Source organism: Streptomyces albireticuli, from assembly GCF_021228125.1.
Classification (GTDB): domain Bacteria; phylum Actinomycetota; class Actinomycetes; order Streptomycetales; family Streptomycetaceae; genus Streptomyces; species Streptomyces albireticuli.
Map to the genome: position 1 here is coordinate 487,446 of NZ_JAJQQS010000003.1, position 17,680 is coordinate 505,125.

Annotated in this window: 13 protein-coding genes; 6 read left to right on the forward strand and 7 right to left on the reverse strand. The window is 73.5% G+C overall.

All coding sequences use genetic code 11. The features are described from left to right. Positions 1-159: 159 nt before the first annotated feature. The 3 genes from fhuB to LUZ64_RS06830 form a co-directional block, all read right to left on the reverse strand. Entirely contained in the window at positions 160-2,373 is a 2,214-nt protein-coding gene (gene fhuB / locus LUZ64_RS06820; protein ID WP_095579435.1) for a Fe(3+)-hydroxamate ABC transporter permease FhuB, read from the reverse strand. A gap of 90 nt (positions 2,374-2,463) precedes the next feature. After that, the gene (locus LUZ64_RS06825) at positions 2,464-3,864 is read right to left on the reverse strand and encodes a short-chain fatty acyl-CoA regulator family protein (protein ID WP_095579436.1); all 1,401 of its coding nucleotides are present in this window, start codon (positions 3,862-3,864) and stop codon (positions 2,464-2,466) included. Between the two features lie 308 nt (positions 3,865-4,172). Next, complete coding sequence (locus LUZ64_RS06830) at positions 4,173-4,730, reverse strand: histidine phosphatase family protein (RefSeq protein WP_232389750.1); 558 nt, start codon at positions 4,728-4,730, stop codon at positions 4,173-4,175. A 329-nt stretch (positions 4,731-5,059) separates the two neighbouring features. Between LUZ64_RS06830 and LUZ64_RS06835 the strand changes: the two genes are divergently transcribed. The 3 genes from LUZ64_RS06835 (at position 5,060) to LUZ64_RS37080 (ending at position 9,336) form a co-directional block, all read left to right on the forward strand. Then, the gene (locus LUZ64_RS06835; protein ID WP_087925187.1) at positions 5,060-5,284 is read left to right on the forward strand and encodes a CbtB domain-containing protein; all 225 of its coding nucleotides are present in this window, start codon (positions 5,060-5,062) and stop codon (positions 5,282-5,284) included. Between the two features lie 21 nt (positions 5,285-5,305). Continuing rightward, entirely contained in the window at positions 5,306-6,073 is a 768-nt protein-coding gene (locus LUZ64_RS06840; RefSeq protein WP_095584867.1) for a CbtA family protein, read from the forward strand. Positions 6,074-6,603: 530 nt separating this feature from the next. Further along, positions 6,604-9,336, forward strand: coding sequence for a helix-turn-helix transcriptional regulator (locus LUZ64_RS37080; RefSeq protein ID WP_308251403.1), 2,733 nt, complete (start codon positions 6,604-6,606; stop codon positions 9,334-9,336). Positions 9,337-9,447: 111 nt separating this feature from the next. On the opposite strand, the gene LUZ64_RS06860 is transcribed toward LUZ64_RS37080, so the two are convergent. From LUZ64_RS06860 to LUZ64_RS06875, 4 genes are all read right to left on the reverse strand, one after another. Then, positions 9,448-10,995 (reverse strand): DHA2 family efflux MFS transporter permease subunit, encoded by a 1,548-nt coding sequence (locus tag LUZ64_RS06860; protein WP_095580511.1) that lies wholly within the window; start codon positions 10,993-10,995, stop codon positions 9,448-9,450. Next, the gene (locus LUZ64_RS06865; RefSeq protein WP_211304974.1) at positions 10,988-11,533 is read right to left on the reverse strand and encodes a GbsR/MarR family transcriptional regulator; all 546 of its coding nucleotides are present in this window, start codon (positions 11,531-11,533) and stop codon (positions 10,988-10,990) included. The genes LUZ64_RS06860 and LUZ64_RS06865 overlap by 8 nt, the downstream gene beginning before the upstream one ends. 270 nt (positions 11,534-11,803) lie before the next feature. Beyond that, entirely contained in the window at positions 11,804-13,165 is a 1,362-nt protein-coding gene (gene ccrA, locus LUZ64_RS06870; protein WP_095580513.1) for a crotonyl-CoA carboxylase/reductase, read from the reverse strand. Between the two features lie 30 nt (positions 13,166-13,195). After that, positions 13,196-13,633 (reverse strand): ester cyclase, encoded by a 438-nt coding sequence (locus tag LUZ64_RS06875; protein WP_095580515.1) that lies wholly within the window; start codon positions 13,631-13,633, stop codon positions 13,196-13,198. Positions 13,634-13,901: 268 nt separating this feature from the next. On the opposite strand from LUZ64_RS06875, the gene LUZ64_RS06880 reads away from it, so the two are divergent. The 3 genes from LUZ64_RS06880 (at position 13,902) to LUZ64_RS06890 (ending at position 17,480) form a co-directional block, all read left to right on the forward strand. Then, entirely contained in the window at positions 13,902-15,041 is a 1,140-nt protein-coding gene (locus LUZ64_RS06880) for an acyl-CoA dehydrogenase family protein (RefSeq protein ID WP_095580517.1), read from the forward strand. Positions 15,042-15,391: 350 nt separating this feature from the next. Continuing rightward, the gene (locus LUZ64_RS06885; RefSeq protein ID WP_232389749.1) at positions 15,392-17,119 is read left to right on the forward strand and encodes an amino acid adenylation domain-containing protein; all 1,728 of its coding nucleotides are present in this window, start codon (positions 15,392-15,394) and stop codon (positions 17,117-17,119) included. A gap of 73 nt (positions 17,120-17,192) precedes the next feature. After that, positions 17,193-17,480 (forward strand): acyl carrier protein, encoded by a 288-nt coding sequence (locus tag LUZ64_RS06890; protein ID WP_095582084.1) that lies wholly within the window; start codon positions 17,193-17,195, stop codon positions 17,478-17,480. Positions 17,481-17,680: the final 200 nt, after the last annotated feature.

Here is a 17,680-nt window from a genome sequence, read left to right on the forward strand (position 1 = left end):
GGCCTCAATCGCCGGCCGGGCTGGATTTCGCCCCTGTCCGAGGCTGACTTCCTGCCCGGGGCCGGGCGACGATTCAGCCCGTCCGGCGTTTGAGGACCGGGGTCCGGGGCGGAGCCCCGGTTCGGGAAGGGGCGGGTCGGGGAAACCGCCCGCCCGTTCCTACACGCGCGTCGCCGCGGAGCGGCCCAGCAGCACCCACAGCAGGAACGGTCCGCCCAGCACCGTCGTGACGATGCCGACCGGGATCTCCACCCCGTCCAGGACGATCCTGCCGAGCGTGTCCGCCAGGACGATCAGCACCGCGCCCACCAGCATCGACCCCAGCACCGGCACCCGCAGGGGCCCGGCCAGGCGGCCCGCGACGACCGGTGCGGCGAGGGCGACGAAGCCGACGGGCCCGCAGATGCCGACGGCCAGGCCGGCGAGGCCCACCGCGAGCAGCAGGCAGACCAGCCGGACCCGGGCGGCGGAGACGCCCAGGGACGCGGCCGTGGAGTCGTCGAACCGCAGCACGTTGAGGTGGCGGGCGACGACGAGGGCGAGCGGTACGAGCACGGCCAGGCCGATGAGGACCGGGACGGCCACGGAGTAGCCGCGCCCGTTGAGGCTGCCGGAGGTCCACACGTAGAGGGAGCTCGCGGAGTTCAGGGAGCGGCGGGAGAGCACGACCTGGGTGACCGCGGAGGCGAGCGCCGACATCGCGAGGCCCACGACGAGGACCCGGTAGCCGCGCTGACCGAGGCCGCCGGAGACCGTGGTGACGACGAGGACGGCGGCGAGGGCGCCGACCGGGCCCGCCCACCAGGCGCCGAACGTGCCGCTGAGGGTGGCCGACAGCAGCACGGCCGCGGTGGCGCCGTCGTTCACGCCGAGCAGCTCGGGGGTGGCGAGCCGGTTCCTGGCGAGCGTCTGCGTCAGACAGCCCGCGAGGCCGAGCGCCGCGCCGGCCGCCAGTCCGGCGACGATCCGGCCGAGCCGGAACTTCTGCACCAGCAGGACGTCGAAGCGGTCGCCGGAGCCGAAGACCGCGTTGAAGGTGCGGGTGATGCCCATGTCGCTCTGCCCGGCGTACGCCGACAGCACGACGGCCGCCACCAGAAGGGCGCTCAGGAACAGCGCGGCGAGCGCCGCCCGGCGCGGCACCAGCAGCGAGAGCGGGCCGCGGCGGACGACCAGGCTGTCGGCCCGCTTCCTGGCCGGACGGGCCGGACGCGGCAGCCGCGGCAGCGGGGGCAGCAGGCGCTTGCCCGGGCCGGAGGTCTCGGCGGTGGCGGGCTCGGTCATGCCCATCGCGCCCAGCCGCTTGGAGCGGACGATGGCGATCAGGACGGGCGCGCCGAAGAGCGCGATGACGACGGAGACCGGGGCCTCGAAGGGCCGCGAGACGACCCTCGCCAGGATGTCGGAACCGGTCAGCACGCCCGCGCCGATGAGCCCGGCGAGCACGATCTGCGCGAGCAGCCGGGGGCCGGTGACGGCGCGGGCGAGGAATCCGGCGAGCAGGCCGAGGAAGGAGATGGGGCCGACGAGCGCCACGGAGGCGGCGGTCAGCAGGGTCACCGAGAGGGCGACGACGACGCGGACGGCGCCCGGCCGGTGGCCCAGGCCGCGGGCGAGGTCGTCGCCGAGGGCGAGGGCGGACAGCGGGCGGGCGACGAGCAGCGCCACGACGAAGCCCACGGCCAGGACGGGCGCCAGGCCGCTGAGCTTGCCGAAGCCCTCGACGCCGGCGAGCGAGCCGAGCACCCAGAAGCGGAAGCGGTCGTAGGTCTCGGCGGAGTTCACGATGAGGACGCTGGTGACACCGCCGAAGGTCGCGCCCAGCGCGGATCCGGCGAGCACCAGCCGCATCGGCGAACCGCCGCCCCGGCGGCCCGCTATCAGCAGGACGAGGGAGCTCGCGACGACGGCGCCGCCGAAGGCCCAGAGGAGATAGCCGAGGCCGCTCTGCACCCCGAGGAAGGCGATGCCGACGACGACGCCGAGGGACGCGCCCGCGTTGACGCCGAGCAGGCCGGTCTCGGCCAGCGGGTTGCGGGTGACGGCCTGGAGCAGGCAGCCCGCCGTGCCGAGGGCCGCGCCGACGGCCAGCGCGGTGAGCGTGCGGGGGATCCGCAAGTCGCCGATGACCAGGGAGAGACGGGAGCTGTCGCGTGCGCCGTCGCGTCCCAGCAGGTAGTTCAGGACGTCGCCCGGCCCGACCTCTCCCGCGCCCACGGACAGCGAGAGGGCGGACAGGACGAGGACGGCGAGCACCAGGGAGACCGAGGCGACCACGAGGACGCGGCCGCCCCGTAGGCGGCCCGGCGGCGACGCCGAACGGGAGGAGCTGGTGGGCTGTGCCTCCGGGGGGCCCACTTGCGACAGAGTCATAAGGTAAGGCTAGCCTAAGAACTTTACATCATCGCAGGCGGAGGGGGGTGTACGTCCGCCGGAGCCACGACCGTACGAGCCGGCCCCCGGTCAGGGCTCCACCGGATACGGTACGAACGTCGTACGGTTCTCGTCCACGGCCAGCCGCCGGCCCAGCGGCGGCACCGCGCGCTGCGGGCAGTCCAGCCGCTCGCACACCCGGCAGCCCATCCCGATCGGCGTCGCCGCCGCCGCGTCGTCCAGGTCCAGACCCGCGGAGTACACCAGCCGCGGCGCGTGCCGCAGCTCGCAGCCCAGACCGATCGCGAAGGTCTTGCCGGGCTCGCCCCAGCCGCCCCGGAAGCGCGTGACGGCCCGCGCCGTCCACAGATAGCGCTGCCCGTCCGGCATCGCCGCCATCTGCACATGGACCCGGCCCGGCGAGGCGAACGCCTCGTAGACGTTCCACAGCGGGCAGGTGCCGCCCGCGCGCGAGAAGTGGAAGCCGGTCGCCGACTGCCGCTTGGACATGTTGCCCGCCCGGTCCACGCGGACGAACGAGAACGGCACCCCGCGGGCCCGCGGCCGCTGCAAGGTGCTGAGCCGGTGACACACCGTCTCGTACCCCACCCCGAAGTGGTCGGCGAGCCGCTCGATGTCGTAGCGCTGCTCCTCCGCCGCCGTGTGGAAGACGCCGTACGGCAGGACGAGCGCCGCCGCGAAGTAGTTGGCGAGCCCGATCCGGGCCGTCGACCAGGCGGGGGAGTCCGCCGTGAAGTCCTCCGCGGCGAGCTCCGACAGCTCCCGCCCGTACTCCAGGAGCGCGAGCTGCGTCGCCATCCGGAACGCCTGCTGCCCGGGCCGCAGCCGGGGCGACAGACGCAGGACGCGCGCGTCCGGATCGTAGCGGTGCAGCTCCTCGGAGCCCGTGGCCAGCCGGACCCCGTGCCGGTCCGCCAGCCGGGCGGCCAGCGCCTGCCGCACCTCGCCGCGCCGGATCCCGATGGTGTCCGCCAGCCGCTCGGCGGCCATGTCCGGTTCGTGTAGATAGTTCTGCCGCCGGTAGAAGAACTCCCGCACCTCCTCGTGCGGTGTGCGCCCGCCGGGGACCGCCGCGCCGCCCTCGCGGTCCCCGGCGAGCTCCGCGAGCCGCTCGGCCAGCGCGCGGTTGCGGCGGTCCATAGCGAGGACGACCCCGGCCACGGACGGCAGCCGCGACGCCAGCTCGGACAGGTCGCCGGGGGAGACCTTCGCGGCCGTCACCTCGTCGGCCAGGGCCTCCCGCAGGTCCGCGAGCAGCCGGGTGGTGTCCCGCTCCGAGAAGAACCCGGCGTCCACGCCGAACGCCTCGGTCAGGCGCAGCAGCACGGGGACGGTCAGCGGGCGGGCGTCGTGCTCCATCTGATTGAGGTAGCTGGGGGAGACGGCGAGCCGCCGCGCGAGCTCGGCCTGGCTCAGCCGGCGCTCCTCCCTGAGACGGCGCAGGCGCGCGCCGGCGTAGGTCTTGCTCATGTCCATGCCCTCCCCGGGGCATCCTCGCACTGCCGCCGCGTGCGCGGGCGGTAAAGAATGGATCTTCCCCCGGCTCCGTCCCGGGTTCCGGCCCTCGAACCTCCCCGGCTGCCTCCCCCAGCTACCGCTGGGGGTGCCCCAAGGAGGTGCCCCCGGGCGGGCTGGATCCGTCCGGCGCTTGAGGACACCGCGCGTCAGCGCGGAACGGGGCCCGGGGGCTCGCCCCGCCACGCGGCGGAGCCGCACATCGGATGCGGCGGGAAGGGGCGGGTGGGGGAACGCCACCCCCCATGGGGGAACGGCACCCCTCACAGCGGCGACCCGCACCGCAGATTCCACCGCCCCGCCCGCCCCGACAACTCCGTACGGACCAGCGGCCGCACGTCCAGCCGCCAGAACGCCCCCGCCGGCAACCCCAGCCCATGGACCACCGCCGCCCGCACCACCGCCGGTTCCACCACCGCCAGCACCCGCCCGCCCTCCTCCACCAGGGAGTCCAGCCAGCCGCCCACCCGGGCCACCACGTCGAGGACCGATTCCCCGCCGGGCGGGGCGGCGGCGGGGTCGCTCAGCCAGCGGGCCACGGCCCCGGGCTCCTCGGCGCCGACCTCCGCGAGGGAACGCCCGCGCCACCGGCCCGGGTCCAGGTCGTACGGGGCGGCGCCGTCCGGGGTCACACCGAGCGCCGCGCACGTCGCGCGGCAGCGCGCGGACGGCGCGCTGAACACCCGCGACGCGGCCGGCAGCCCCCCGGCCGCCTCCGCCGCCCGCCGCAGGGCGGCCTCGTCCGGCGGCCCGTCACCGAAGCGCGCCTCCCGCGCCGCCACCCCGGCCACGGCTGAGATCAGCGTCACACGCACCGTCATCGTCGTACCCCACCCCTTCTCCGCCGCTTCTCTCCCTTGCCCGCCAAGCCCGTTCGGGGCCCCGCGCGCCCGCGCGTCAGCAGATCACGGACATCCCGGGGAGCGTGCGCTGGGGTGCGCATCCGTACGCCGTAGCGCACGGGTCCGGCGCGCGGTACGGTCGCGTGGCAATGACGACGGTGTGACGGAATCCCGGTGAGAATCCGGTACGGTCGCGCCACTGTGTTACCGGCCCGCGCGCCCTCCGGCGTGCCCGGGCCGGGAAGTCAGACCCGGCACTGTCGTCCTGGCCCCGACATGGGACGCGTGTTCCCTCAGGAGGTTCTGCCATGGCTCAGTCAGCTGCTCCCGCGACCAGCTCGCCCGCCATACCCGAGGTCACCCCCATCTCGCTGAAGGAGATCGCCCCCTGGGCCGTCTTCGGCGGGATCCTCATGCTGGTCCTGCTCTACTTCGTCGGCGCCGAACAGGGCGCCACCTCGCTCGTCTCCGGCGAGAACGTCCACGAGTGGCTCCACGACGGACGCCACCTGCTCGGCTTCCCCTGCCACTGACGACCCAGGGGTACCGACACCATGAACTCCGTCTCCGTGAGAGCCCTGCTCGTCCGCGGCATGCTCGCCGGCCTCGCCGCCGGCGTCCTCGCCCTGATCGTCGCCTATCTGCTGGGCGAGCCCCAAGTGGACTCCGCCATCGCCTTCGAGGAGGCGCACAGCCATGAGCACGGCGGCGAGGAGGCCGTCAGCCGCACTCTCCAGTCCACGGCCGGCCTCGCCACCGGCATCCTCGTCTACGGCGTCGCGCTCGGCGGCATCGCCGCCCTGGCCTTCTGCGTCGCGCTCGGCCGCGTCGGCCGGTTCGGTCCCCGCGCGACGGCCGCCCTGGTCTCCCTCGGCGCGCTCCTGACCGTCTACGTGGTGCCGTTCCTGAAGTACCCGGCGAACCCCCCGGCCGTCGGCGACCCCGACACCATCGCCAAGCGCACCACGCTCTACTTCCTGATGATCGCGCTCAGCGTCCTGCTGGCAGTGGGCGCGGTCGTCCTCGGCAAGCGGCTGGCCCCCCGCCTCGGCGCCTGGTACGCCACCGTCGCGGCGGCGGCCGGCTTCGTCGTCGCGGTCGGGCTCGCCTACGCCTTCCTGCCCGCGATCAACGAAGTCCCCGAGGGCTTCTCCGCCACGCTGCTCTGGCGCTTCAGGCTCTCCGCCCTGGCCATGCAGCTCCTCCTGTGGACCGGCTTCGGTCTCGTCTTCGGCCACTTCGCCGAGCGGCTCCTCACCCCACGGCCCGCTTCCGGAACCCGCACCGGAACGGCCGCCCCGGCAGCCGCTCCGACAAGCTGACCCCCCCACGCGAGAGCCCGCCCGGAACCACCGGGCGGGCTCTCGCGCGTCCGCCCCTACCATCGCCCCGCGCCCGGACCGGAGTCGAGAACTCGCCTTTCTCCAAAAGAGATTGACGGTACGTCGAAACGGAATCCGGTAGCGGAGACTTAATGTCGCCGACCCCTGTCCGGTCTCGCACCGGGACGGGATGAGGCGCTAGCCTGAACGCTCAACACGCGCGCTGCGCTTGGGGGCAGGGGGAGCGGTGGGGTGTGCATGGACGGTCGGATGACCCTACGTCACGCCAGGTGGCCGACGTGGCGCCCGGGGTCTCGACGCAGACTCCGCTAGAGCCGGGAAACCCCATGGCGTGAAGCCGTGCCGGACCGTTCTCCGCCACGGCCCCCGCGCGTGCCCCCCTTTCGCGCTCCGCCGGCCCCGGCTCCTCTTCCGCCGCGAGCACCGCGCACCTCCGGCACCGGCCACCGGGGCCCGGAATTCCGGAAATTCATCCCGAGAAGGTCCGTCTGCTGAAACTTTACGAGGGCGTGTCACTCCAGATGATACTGGTCAACCGTGAAAAGGAACTCGACCTCCTCGCATCCGCACTCACCGAGTGCGCCGCCGGAAGGTCGAAGACTGTCGTCGTGGAAGGCGGCGTCGGCTGCGGGAAGAGCGAACTCCTGGAGACCTTCGCCGAATACGCCACCGTCCGGGGAGCCGTGGTCCTCAGGGCCGTCGGGATGCGCTCCACCGACGCGCAACCCTTCGCTGTGCTGCGCCAGCTCGCCGACCAGACGGGACAGGGCGGCCCCGACCCCACCCGGCCCCCCACCGAGCACGACTTCCTCGCCGCCCTCCACCGGATGGCCGCGACCTCACCCGTCGTCGTCTGCGTGGACGACGCCCAGGACGGTGACATCCGCTCCCTGCACCACCTCCTCCAGCTCGCGGGCCGCCTCCGCTCGGCCCGTCTCCTCCTCGTCTTCACCGACAGCCTCCACCTGCCCCACCAGGACCCGCTGATCAAAACGGAACTGCTGCGCCGGTCCAACTCCCTGCGCATCCGCCTCGGCCCCCTCACCGAACAGGGCACCGCCGAGCTCCTCGCCGCCCACGACGGCGACCCCCGCGACCCCGCCCTGGTCGCCCGCCTGCACTCCATAGGCGCCGGCAACCCCCTCCTCCTGCGGGCACTCCTGGAGGAGTGCCTGGTCACCGGGGCCGGCACGCCCAGCGCCTGCGGCGAACCCCTGGTGGGCGGGCTCTACGGACAGGCCGTACTCGCCTGCCTCTACCGCAGCGGATCCGTCGCCCTGGAGGTCGGCCACGCCCTCGCCGTCCTCGGCGACGCCGGCACCCCCGGCCTGGTCGCCCGGATGCTCGACCAGCCCGCCGCGCCCCTCGACCAGAACCTCCACGCCCTCAGGGCCGCCGGCGTCCTCGACGGCACCCGCTTCCGGCACCGCTCCGCCGCCGCCACGGTCGAGGCCGACATGGCACCCGCCCGCCGCACCGCCCTCCACCGCAAGGCCGCCGCCGTCCTCTACGCCGCCGGCGCCGCCTCCCCGGCGATAGCCCGCCACCTCCTCGCGGCCCAGCGCGCCGTCGAGCCCTGGGAACTGATCGCCCTGCGCAACGCCGCCGAGGACGCCCTCGGCCAGGACGACGCGAAGTTCGCCGTCGACTGCCTCGAACTCGCCCACGACTCCGGCTCCGACGAATCCCAGCGCATCGAGATCAAGATGCGGCTCGCCCTCGTCATGTGGCGCACCAACCCCGCCGCCGCGGAGTACCAGCACCTCCCCGGACTGCTCGCCGCCATGCGCGCCGGAATGCTCTCCTCCGACGGCCTGGTCATGCTCGGCAAGCTCCTCGTGGCCCACGGCCGCATCGAGGAGGCCCTGGAGGTCATCGCCCGCTGCGGCATCGACGCCCCGGACACCGCCCCGGAGAGCGGCATCCACCCGTACATCTCCTCGCTGTGGGCCCGCTACGGCTTCCCCGCCGTCATGTTCCCCGAGGAGGTCCGGGCGACGGTCCCCCCGGCACCCGACCCCGCCGACGAGCGCGTCCCCGGAGTCCACCTGCTCCAGAGGTCCGCCGAATCCCTCCTGCTCGGCGGGGGAGGGGACGACTGGGCCGCCTCGGCCGAGAGCTTCCTCAAGGTCGCCACCCTCACCGATGCCATGCTCGGCCCCGTGGGCAGTGCCCTCAAGGCCCTGCTCTACGCCGACCGGGTCGAGGAGGCCGCCGCCTGGTGCGCCCGCGCGCTCGACGAGTCCACCCGCCGCGACATCCCCGGCTGGCAGGCGGTGTTCGCCACCACCCAGGGGCTGATAGCCCTGCGCCAGGGGCGGCTGGAGGATGCCATCACCTCGGTCGAACGGGCGCTGGCCGTGGTCCCCGAGCGGAACGGCAGCGTCCTGGTCTGCGGCACCACCGCCATCCTGGCCGTGGCCTACACCGAACTCGGCCGTTACGACGACGCCGCCCGGCAGATCAGCCAGCCGGTGCCGGAAGCCTGGTTCAAGAGCGTGCACTGGCTCGGCTATCTCCGCGCCCGGGGCTTCTTCCACCTCGCCACGGACCGGCCCCTCGCCGCCCTGGCGGACTTCCTGAAAATCGGAAAGCTGGCCGGCCGCTGGGGAATCGACCACCCCATGCTCGTGTCCTGGCGCACCGAGGCCGCCGAATGCTGGCTGCGCGTGGGCGAGCCCGTCCAGGCCGCGGAGGTCCTTTCCCCGCAGCCCAGCGAGAAATTCCCCGGCAGCGGCCGGATCCGCGGCATCACCCTTCGCCTGGAGGCGGCCCTCGCCCCCCTTTCCCGGCGGCCCGAACTCCTGCGCAGGTCCGTCGAGGACCTCCATTCCTCCTGCGACCGGCTGGAGGCCGCGAAGGCCCTCGCCGACCTGCGGGACGCCTATCAGGAACTCGGCGACCCGATGCGCGCCGAACTCGCCCGCCGCCGCGCCTGGCACATCGCCAGGGAATGCGGCGCGGAACCCCTGTGCCGCCGGGTCGCACCCGGGCGGCGGGAGGCGCCCGTACCCCGGGAGGACACCACCCCGGCGCCCGCGCCGGCGGAGCCCGCCGCCGAGCCCGGCGGCGAACTCACCCGGGCCGAGCACCGCGTCGCCTCGCTCGCCGCCTACGGCCGTACCAACCGCGAGATATCGGAGCAGCTCTACATCACGGTCAGCACCGTCGAACAGCATCTGACGCGCGTATACCGAAAACTGCGTATCACCCGCCGCCATCAACTCCCGATGGACCTGTAGACACCCCGCGCCGGACCACCGCACGGGATGGTGTCCGCGGCGCCGCGGTCACGGGCACGCGACGCCGCGGAGCCTTGACGGCGTACGGATCCGGCTCGCACCCCGGCCGGATCAGCCCACCGCTCCGCTCACCGGACCCTCATGGTCCGCCTCCTCCACCGCTCCGGACCCTGGGGGCCGCTTCGGCATGAACAACAGGGCGAGCACGGCGGCGACCACCGCGATGGCGCCGCACACCGCCAGCAGTGTGTGCATCGCGCTCACGAACGCGTCCTGCACCGCGCGCACGATCTCGGGACTGCCCAGCTTCCGCCCCACGGCCACCCCGCTGCCCACACTGCGCCGGGCGACCTCCGTCACCTCGCCGGGGACCTCACTCAGCCGCAGATGGGAGCGGTAGCCGGCGTTGGCGACCGTGCCGAGCACCGCCACCCCGACCGAGCCGCCCACCTGCCGCATCGCGGAGACCAGGGCGGACCCCACCCCGCTGCGCTCCTTGGACAGCGAATTGATGGCCGCGGTCATCGTCCGCGTCATCGCCAGGCCGAGGCCGACACCGGCCACCACCAGCCAGAGGGCCACGAAGCCGTAGGACGTGGCCGGTTCGGTCCTGGTGCCCAGGAACAGACCGGCCGCGACCAGCAGGAAGCCGAGCGCGGGCACCGCCCTCGGGGCGATCTCCGTCGCCAGCTTGGAGACCAGCCCGGCGCTGACCAGCACGCCGCCGATCAGCGGCAGCAGCCGGACGCCCGTACCCAGCGCGTCGGTGCCGTCGACCGCCTGGAAGTACTGCGGCAGCGCGAAGATCAGCCCGAACATCGCGAAGGCCACGACGGTGCCCAGCACCGAACCCCAGACGAAGCCCCGGGACCGGAACAGGCTCAGGTCGACGAGGGGTTCGCCGGTCAGCGCGACACGCTTCTCCCAGAAGCCGAACACCCCCAGCAGCACCAGCCCGCCGACCAGCGGCAGCAGTGCCTCGCCGCTGCCCCAGCCCTCCTCCCCGGCCCTGATCGAGCCGTAGACGACGCCGATCAGCGCGACGCTGGAGATCAGCACGCCGGTGAAGTCGATCCGGCCGCGCTGCGCGCCGTGCGACTCGGGGACCAGCAGGGCCACGGCCACCAGGCCCAGCGCCACCAGCGGGGCGTTGACCAGGAACACCGAGCCCCACCAGAAGTGGTTGAGCAGCGCGCCGCCCAGGATCGGGCCGAGCGGGAGCCCCAGCGTCTGGGTGACCGCGATGACTCCGATCGCCTTCGTCCGCTCCTTCTCGTCCTCGAAGATGTCCAGGAGGACCGAGGTGCACAGCGGCACGAGGAAGGCCGCGCTGACGCCGAGCAGGGTGCGCGCCGCGATCAGCATCCCCGACGAGCCGGAGTACGCGCACCACACGGAGGCCGCGCCGAACACGAACAGCGAGCCCATCAGGAACTTCTTGCGGCCGAACCGGTCGCCGAGCAGGCCGGCGGGCAGCAGCAGGGCCGCCATCGCCAGCGTGAACGCGTCGACGAACCACTGGAGGTCGCTGGTCGTCGCCCCCAGGTCGGCGCCCACGGTCGGCAGGGCGACATTGAGGATCGTCGCGTCCACGCCGATGGTCAGCAGGCTCAGCCCGAGCGCCGCCAGCGCCAGCCACTTGCCCCTCGCCTCACGCACCGTGGTCCCCCTGTTCCGCGCCGGCCTCGTGGGTCCCGTCCTGGAGGGAGCCGTTCCGGACGGCGTCCCAGCGTTTGAGCAGGGGCTCCGCCTCGACCGTGAGCCACTCGAAGACCTGGTGCGCCTCCCGTAGCCGGGCCGCCTGCGGGGCCCCGGCGGGGAACAGCCGCAGCCCCTCGTCGGTGATGTCCACGAAGGAGGCGATGCTCTCCAGGCGCCGGCGCACCAGGGCGGACCAGGCGTCGGTGGACACGCGGTAGTAGGTGGAACGGTCGCCGCTGCGGGTCACGGCCTGGATCATGCGGGTCTCGGTGAGGAGCCGCAGGGTGCCGGTGAGGGAGGCCCGGCTCGCCCGTACGGCCTCGGCGATCTGCGCGGCGTTCTGCTCGGGCGGGTCGCTCACCATCAGCCAGGCCAGTGTCCGCCCCATGATCGGGGGCCAGCCGGACTGCTGCATGAACCAGGTCGCCACACCCTCGACCCAGGCCCGGATCTCGGCGGACTCCACGGCCGGGGTGTCGTCGGCGGACGACGCCATAGGGCGGTACCTCCTGAAGCCGATTGCGATGACCAGAGGTTTCAGTCGCCACTGTAATGACCGAACTCGCCTGTGGATAGGGCGCGTTGAGGAAGTGGGGGAGAAGTGGCCCGATCGCATCGGTGGGGCCGTGGGGGTGCGGACGGCCGGAGGAGGTTCGGGCAGGGGGCGGGCAAGGGAACGCCCCCGGAGCCGGTGGCTCCAGGGGCGGTCGGACGGCGCGGCCACGCCGCGGTCCCGTACGGATCGATGTGCCCGCCGGACCGCTCGTCAGGGAGTGGCGGCCGGTTCGGCGCCGGGCGCGCGGAAGCGGTCGATCGCCTCCCTGTGCCGGGCGCGGAGCTCGTGGTCGCGGACGCCGAGCCCCTCCTCGGGGGCGAGGGCGAGGACGCCGACCTTGCCTTGGTGGAGGTTGCGGTGGACGTCGTAGGCGGCCTGGCCGGTGTCCTCCAGGCGGTAGGTCTTCGACAGGGTGGGGTGGATCTTCCCCTTGGCGATCAGGCGGTTGGCCTCCCACGCCTCGCGGTAGTTGGCGAAGTGCGTGCCGACGATGCGCTTGAGGTTCATCCACAGATAGCGGTTGTCGAATTCGTGGGTGAAACCGGAGGTGGAGGCGCAGGTGACGATGGTGCCGCCCTTGCGGGTGACGTAGACGGAGGCGCCGAAGGTCTCGCGGCCGGGGTGCTCGAAGACGATGTCGGGGTCCTCGCCGCCGGTGAGTTCGCGGATGCGGGCGCCGAAGCGCTTCCACTCGCGGGGGTTCTGGGTGTGCTCGTCGCTCCAGAACCGGTAGTCCTCCGCCGACCGGTCGATGATGGCCTCGGCGCCCATCCCGCGGCAGATCTCGGCCTTCCGGGGGCTGGACACCACGCAGACGGGGTTCGCCCCGCCGGCCAGGGCCAACTGGGTGGCGTACGAGCCGAGTCCGCCGCTCGCGCCCCAGATCAGGACGTTGTCGCCCTGCTTCATGCCGGCGCCGTTGCGGGAGACGAGCTGACGGTAGGCGGTGGAGTTGACCAGCCCCGGCGCGGCCGCCTCCTCCCAGGTGAGATGGGCGGGCTTGGGCATCAGCTGGTTGGACTTGACGAGCGCGATCTCCGCGAGACCGCCGAAGTTGGTCTCGAAGCCCCAGATCCGCTGGGCCGGGTCGAGCATCGTGTCGTCGTGGCCGTCGGCCGACTCCAGCTCCACGGACAGACAGTGCGCGACGACCTCGTCACCGGGCTTCCAGGCGTTGACACCCGGGCCGGTGCGGAGCACCACGCCCGCGAGGTCGGAGCCCAGGACGTGATACGGCAGGTCGTGGCGGGCGGCCAGGGCGGAGGTGCGGCCGTAGCGCTCCAGGAATCCGAAGGTGGGCAGCGGCTCGAAGATCGACGACCAGACGGTGTTGTAGTTCACGGAGCTGGCCATGACGGCCACCAGCGCCTCGCCGGGCCCCAGCTCGGGGACCGGCACCTCCTCCACGCGCAGCGACTTGCGCGGGTCCTTGTCGGCGGAGGCCATTCCCTCGAAGAGCGCCACGTCCTCCTTGCGGACGACGACGCCGCGATAGCTCTCGGGTAACCGGAGGGCCGCTATGTCGGTGCCGGTCGCCTCGCCGGATATCAGGGTCTGGACGATTTCCTGCATCGGACTTCCTAGTGCGGCGTGCCTATGCGCCTATTGGGGAGCCTTCAGGCCGAGTTGGGCCAGCATCGTGACGTTGTCGCTGATGGTCCAGTGCTCGACGATCTTCCCATTCTGCACACGGCTCATGTTCAGCATAAGCATTTCGAAGGACTTTCCCGTGGGGGGAATGCCCATGAACTCGACGGTGTGTGTGCCCCGCACCACGCAGCGCGACGCCACGGTGTCCCCGGTCTGTACCACCTGCTCGACCGTGGCCCGCATGTCCGGGAAGACGGCCTGCGTGAACTGCCACACCGCGAGCCAGCTCTCCCGGTCGCGCGGGGTGCCCGGCGGGTGCTCCGCGTCGCCCGAGGTGCCCGGCAGGTGGGCCACGACATCCGCGGCGATGAACTCCCGCGCCTTTTCGGTGTCACCTGAATTGAAAGCGTCGTAAAGGCCGGTGATCGCGTCCGAGGGCTGCTGGGTCATCGCGGATACATCCCGTCCTGGAGAAGAAGGGTGGCCGGTTGCCGAAGAGAGTTACCGAAGGTAGTTGCCGAAGGCTTTCCGGGCACGCTACCCAGCTCCCACCCGGCCCGGCAACCCCGCAGTGATGAACGGCGGTTGACGGCATAGGGGTAGGGGTGGCGGGGTCCGGAAGTAGGGGCTGACGGGCCAAAGCCGGGGTGGGTAGCGTGACGCGCCGAACGGAAACGGGTGTATCGGTTCTGCTACCGGACGCGAGGTACGGCATTCCGTGGATTTCGACCTCACCGACAAACAACGCAAGCGCTTCGCCGGCGTGCTCGCCGAAGTGCGCGACAGGCTCGGCCGGCCCGACCCGCCGCCGGGCACCCCCTTCACCGGCGCGCAGTGGAAGAGCGCGGCCGGCATCGGCCTCACCGGGCTCTGCCTCCCGCCCGAGTACGGCGGCGGCGGGCTCGGCGCGCTCGACACGGCTCTCTGCCTCCAGGCCTTCGGCCAGGGCTGCCCCGACACGGGGCTGGTCTTCGCGGTCGCGGCCCACCTGCTGGCGTGCGCGGTCCCGATCAGGGACTTCGCCTCCGCCGAGGTACGCCGGGAGCTGCTGACCGGGCTGGCCTCCGGCGAACTCGTCGCGGCCAACGCGATGACGGAGGACGACGCGGGTTCGGACCTCAGCCGCCTCTCCATGACCGCCGGCCGCGGGCCCGAGGGGTATGTGCTGGACGGCGACAAGTCCTTCGCCAGCAACGCCCCCGCCGCCGACGTCTTCGTCACCTACGCCGTGACCGACCCCGGCGCGGGCTTCCTCGGCCTCACCGCCTTCGCCGTCCCCGCCGGGTTCCCCGGCGTGTCCGCCGGCGAACCCTTCGACAAGATGGGGCTCGGCGGCTGCCCCGCAGGGCGGGTCGGCTTCCGCCGGTGCGAGGTGCCGACCGCCTACCGGCTGGGCGAGGAGGGGCAGGGCACGGCGATCTTCCAGCACTCCATGGCCTGGGAGCGGGGCTGCCTCTTCGGCGCGTACCTCGGTGTGATGGACCGGCAGTTCGCCCGATGCGTGGAGCACGCCCGGCAGCGCCGGCAGTTCGGCCACCGCATCGGCGACTTCCAGGCCGTCTCGCACCGCATCGCCGCCATGAAACAGCGCCTGGAGAGCGCCCGCCTGCTGCTCTACCGCGCCTGCTGGCTCATCGACGAGGGCCGCGACCACACCGGCGCGGTCGCCCTCTCGAAGGTGGCGGTCTCCGAGGCGGCCGTGGCCAACAGCCTGGACGCGGTACAGATCTTCGGCGGTTCCGGCTACCTCACCGCCACGGGCATCGAACACCAGCTCAGGGACGCCGTGCCCGCCCTGATCTTCTCGGGCACGACGGACATCCAGCGGGAGCTCATCGCGAGGGAGGCGGGGTTATGACCTCCGGGAACCCACCGGGGCCCGCGGGGGCGGGGGCCTTCGAGCCCGAGGGACCCTCCGGGGCCGCCGCCATGGCCTCCGAGCCCACCGGGGCTCCTGATCCTGCCGGGCCTGATTCCGCTGCCGGGCGTGTGCCTGCCGGGCCCGACCCTGCCGGGTCCCGTGTGCCTGCCGGGGCTGATCCCGCCGGGGTTCGTATGCCCGCCGGGCCCGACCCTGTTGGGGGCCGTGTGTCTGCCGGGCCTGCCGGGTCCCGTGTGTCCGCCGGGGCTGATCCCGCCACGGGGCGCGTGCCTCCCGGGCCCGGCCCCGCCGGCACCCGTGCGTCTGCCACGGGCGCCACGGAGCCCGTGACCGGCCTCCACCAGCTGGTCATCGACGCGGCGGTCAAGGTCCCGGACCGCCCGGCCGTCGTCGGCCCCGACGGAGTGCTGACCTACGCCCGGCTCGACCGTACCGCCGACGCCCTCGCCCGCCGGCTGCGCGCCGGCGGCGTAGGCCCAGGCGACCGCGTCGTCCTCTGGGCCGACAAGTCGGCGGCCGTCGTCGCCGCCACGCAGGCGGTGCTGCGCCTCGGCGCCGCGTACGTGCCCGCCGACGGCACCCTCCCCGTGGGCAGGGTCGCCGCCATGGCCCGCGACTGCGCCGCGGCCACCGTCCTCACCACGGACGACCGCCTGACGGCGATACGGAGGGAACTCGGCCCGGGGACGCCCTGCGCGGACCTGGCACAGGCGCCGGGCCCGACGACAGGGGAGACGGAGGAGACGGCAGAGGCCGGGGAGGCCGAGGCGGGCCGGTCCGGCCGTGCGGCTCGCACGACCTCGACCGGCCCCGTCGGCACGGCCGTAGAGCCTGCCGGCCGTTCGGCGGGTTCCGCCGGTTCGGCGGTGGGGCCGGAGGGGCATTCGGCGGGTTCCGCCGCTTCGGCGGTGCGGGTCGCCGAGCATCCGGCGGGATCCGCGGGCACGGCCCCCGCCCCCGACGACCCCCCGGCGGCCCCCGTCGAGACGGCCGTACGGCCCGACGACCTCGCGTACATCCTCTACACCTCCGGCTCCACCGGCACTCCCAAGGGCGTCCGCGTCAGCCACCGCAACGCCCGGGCCTTCATCGACTGGGCCGTCGACACCCTCGCCCCCGTCCCTGAGGACCGCTTCTCCAACCACGCGCCCTTCACCTTCGACCTCTCCGTCCTCGACCTCTACGCGGCGTTCGCCGGCGGCGCCTCCGTCCACCTCGTCCCCGCCGAACTGGCCTACGCGCCCACCCAGCTCGTGGAACTCCTGCACGAGCGCGGCATCACCGTCTGGTACTCGGTGCCGTCCGCGCTGACCCTGATGGCCCGCGACGGGGGCCTCCTCGACCGGCCCGCCCCCACCGCGCTGCGCGCCGTGCTCTTCGCGGGCGAACCGTTCCCCGTCGACCAGGTACGGGCCCTCGCCGCGTGGACCGGCGCCCGGCTGCTCAACCTCTACGGGCCGACCGAGACGAACGTCTGCACCGCCCACGAGGTCGTCCCCGACGACCTCCGCCACGACCGGCCCCTGCCCATCGGCACCGCCGTCAGCGGCGACCGGGCCTGGGCCGAGACCGCCGACGGGCGTCACGCCGGCCCGGGCGAGGAGGGCGAACTCCTCGTCGAGGGCCCGACGGTGATGCTCGGCTACTGGGGCCGGGAGCCGCACCACGGCCCGTACCGCACCGGCGACCTCGTCCGGCAGCGCCCCGACGGGTCCTTCGACTACCTCGGCCGGCGCGACCACATGGTGAAGGTGCGCGGCCACCGCGTCGAACCCGGCGAGGTCGAGTCCGTCCTCGCCCTGCACCCGGACGTCGCCGAGGCGGCCGTCGTCGTCGACGGCTCCGGCATGGACGCCCGGCTCGTCGCCTTCGTCGTCCCGGCGCCCGGGGCCCGGCCCGGCGTCCTCGCCCTCAAGCGGCACGCCGCGCGGCGCCTGCCGCGCTACATGCTGCCCGACGCCGTGCGGACGCTCGCCCGGCTGCCCCGCACACCCAACGGCAAGGTCGACCGGGCCGCCCTCGCGCGGGCCGCCGCCACGCCCGTACAGCCCTAGCCGGCCCGCTCGGCGGCCCACCGGCTCCGACGGCCCCGCCGGTCCGACCCCTCACACGAAGGAAGTGACCACCATGGCCCACGCCCCGTCCGACGACGAGAACTTCCGGCGCGTCAGCGACTACATCAGCGAGTACATCCGCGAGAACTTCCTCGACGGCGACCCCAAGGGCGAGCTGGAGGACGACACACCGCTCCTGGAATGGGGGGTGCTCAACTCCCTCAACACGGCCCGGCTGATCGCCTTCATACGCGAGGAACTCGACGTCGTCGTCAAACCCGTCGAGATCAGCGCCGCCAACTTCCGTGACGTCCGCAGCATCGCCGCGATGGTGGCCCGCGGGGTGCGCCGGGCGGCGTGACGGCGCCGGACCCCCTCCCGTCCCGCCCTGATCCCCGCCCGCCCACCTCCTCCCCGTCCCTTCCCGCTTGCCCGCCGCGGTGTCGTGCGGCCCGCCCGCGCCCGTCCCGCGGTCCGAGTACGGAACGGCAAGCCCCGCCCGGCCCGCGCCCCCCGTCGCCCATCCCCCCGTCGAGCCCAGGTGAAAGGCGTTCGCAGACC

Coding starts and splice junctions, on each gene's coding strand:
- LUZ64_RS06840 (WP_095584867.1), top strand. CDS start 5,306: ATGAACTCCGTCTCCGTGAGAGCCCTGCTCGTCCGCGGCATGCTCGCC.
- LUZ64_RS06865 (WP_211304974.1), bottom strand. CDS start 11,533: ATGGCGTCGTCCGCCGACGACACCCCGGCCGTGGAGTCCGCCGAGATC.
- LUZ64_RS06825 (WP_095579436.1), bottom strand. CDS start 3,864: ATGAGCAAGACCTACGCCGGCGCGCGCCTGCGCCGTCTCAGGGAGGAG.
- fhuB (WP_095579435.1), bottom strand. CDS start 2,373: ATGACTCTGTCGCAAGTGGGCCCCCCGGAGGCACAGCCCACCAGCTCC.
- LUZ64_RS06835 (WP_087925187.1), top strand. CDS start 5,060: ATGGCTCAGTCAGCTGCTCCCGCGACCAGCTCGCCCGCCATACCCGAG.
- LUZ64_RS06875 (WP_095580515.1), bottom strand. CDS start 13,633: ATGACCCAGCAGCCCTCGGACGCGATCACCGGCCTTTACGACGCTTTC.
- ccrA (WP_095580513.1), bottom strand. CDS start 13,165: ATGCAGGAAATCGTCCAGACCCTGATATCCGGCGAGGCGACCGGCACC.
- LUZ64_RS06830 (WP_232389750.1), bottom strand. CDS start 4,730: ATGACGGTGCGTGTGACGCTGATCTCAGCCGTGGCCGGGGTGGCGGCG.
- LUZ64_RS06890 (WP_095582084.1), top strand. CDS start 17,193: ATGGCCCACGCCCCGTCCGACGACGAGAACTTCCGGCGCGTCAGCGAC.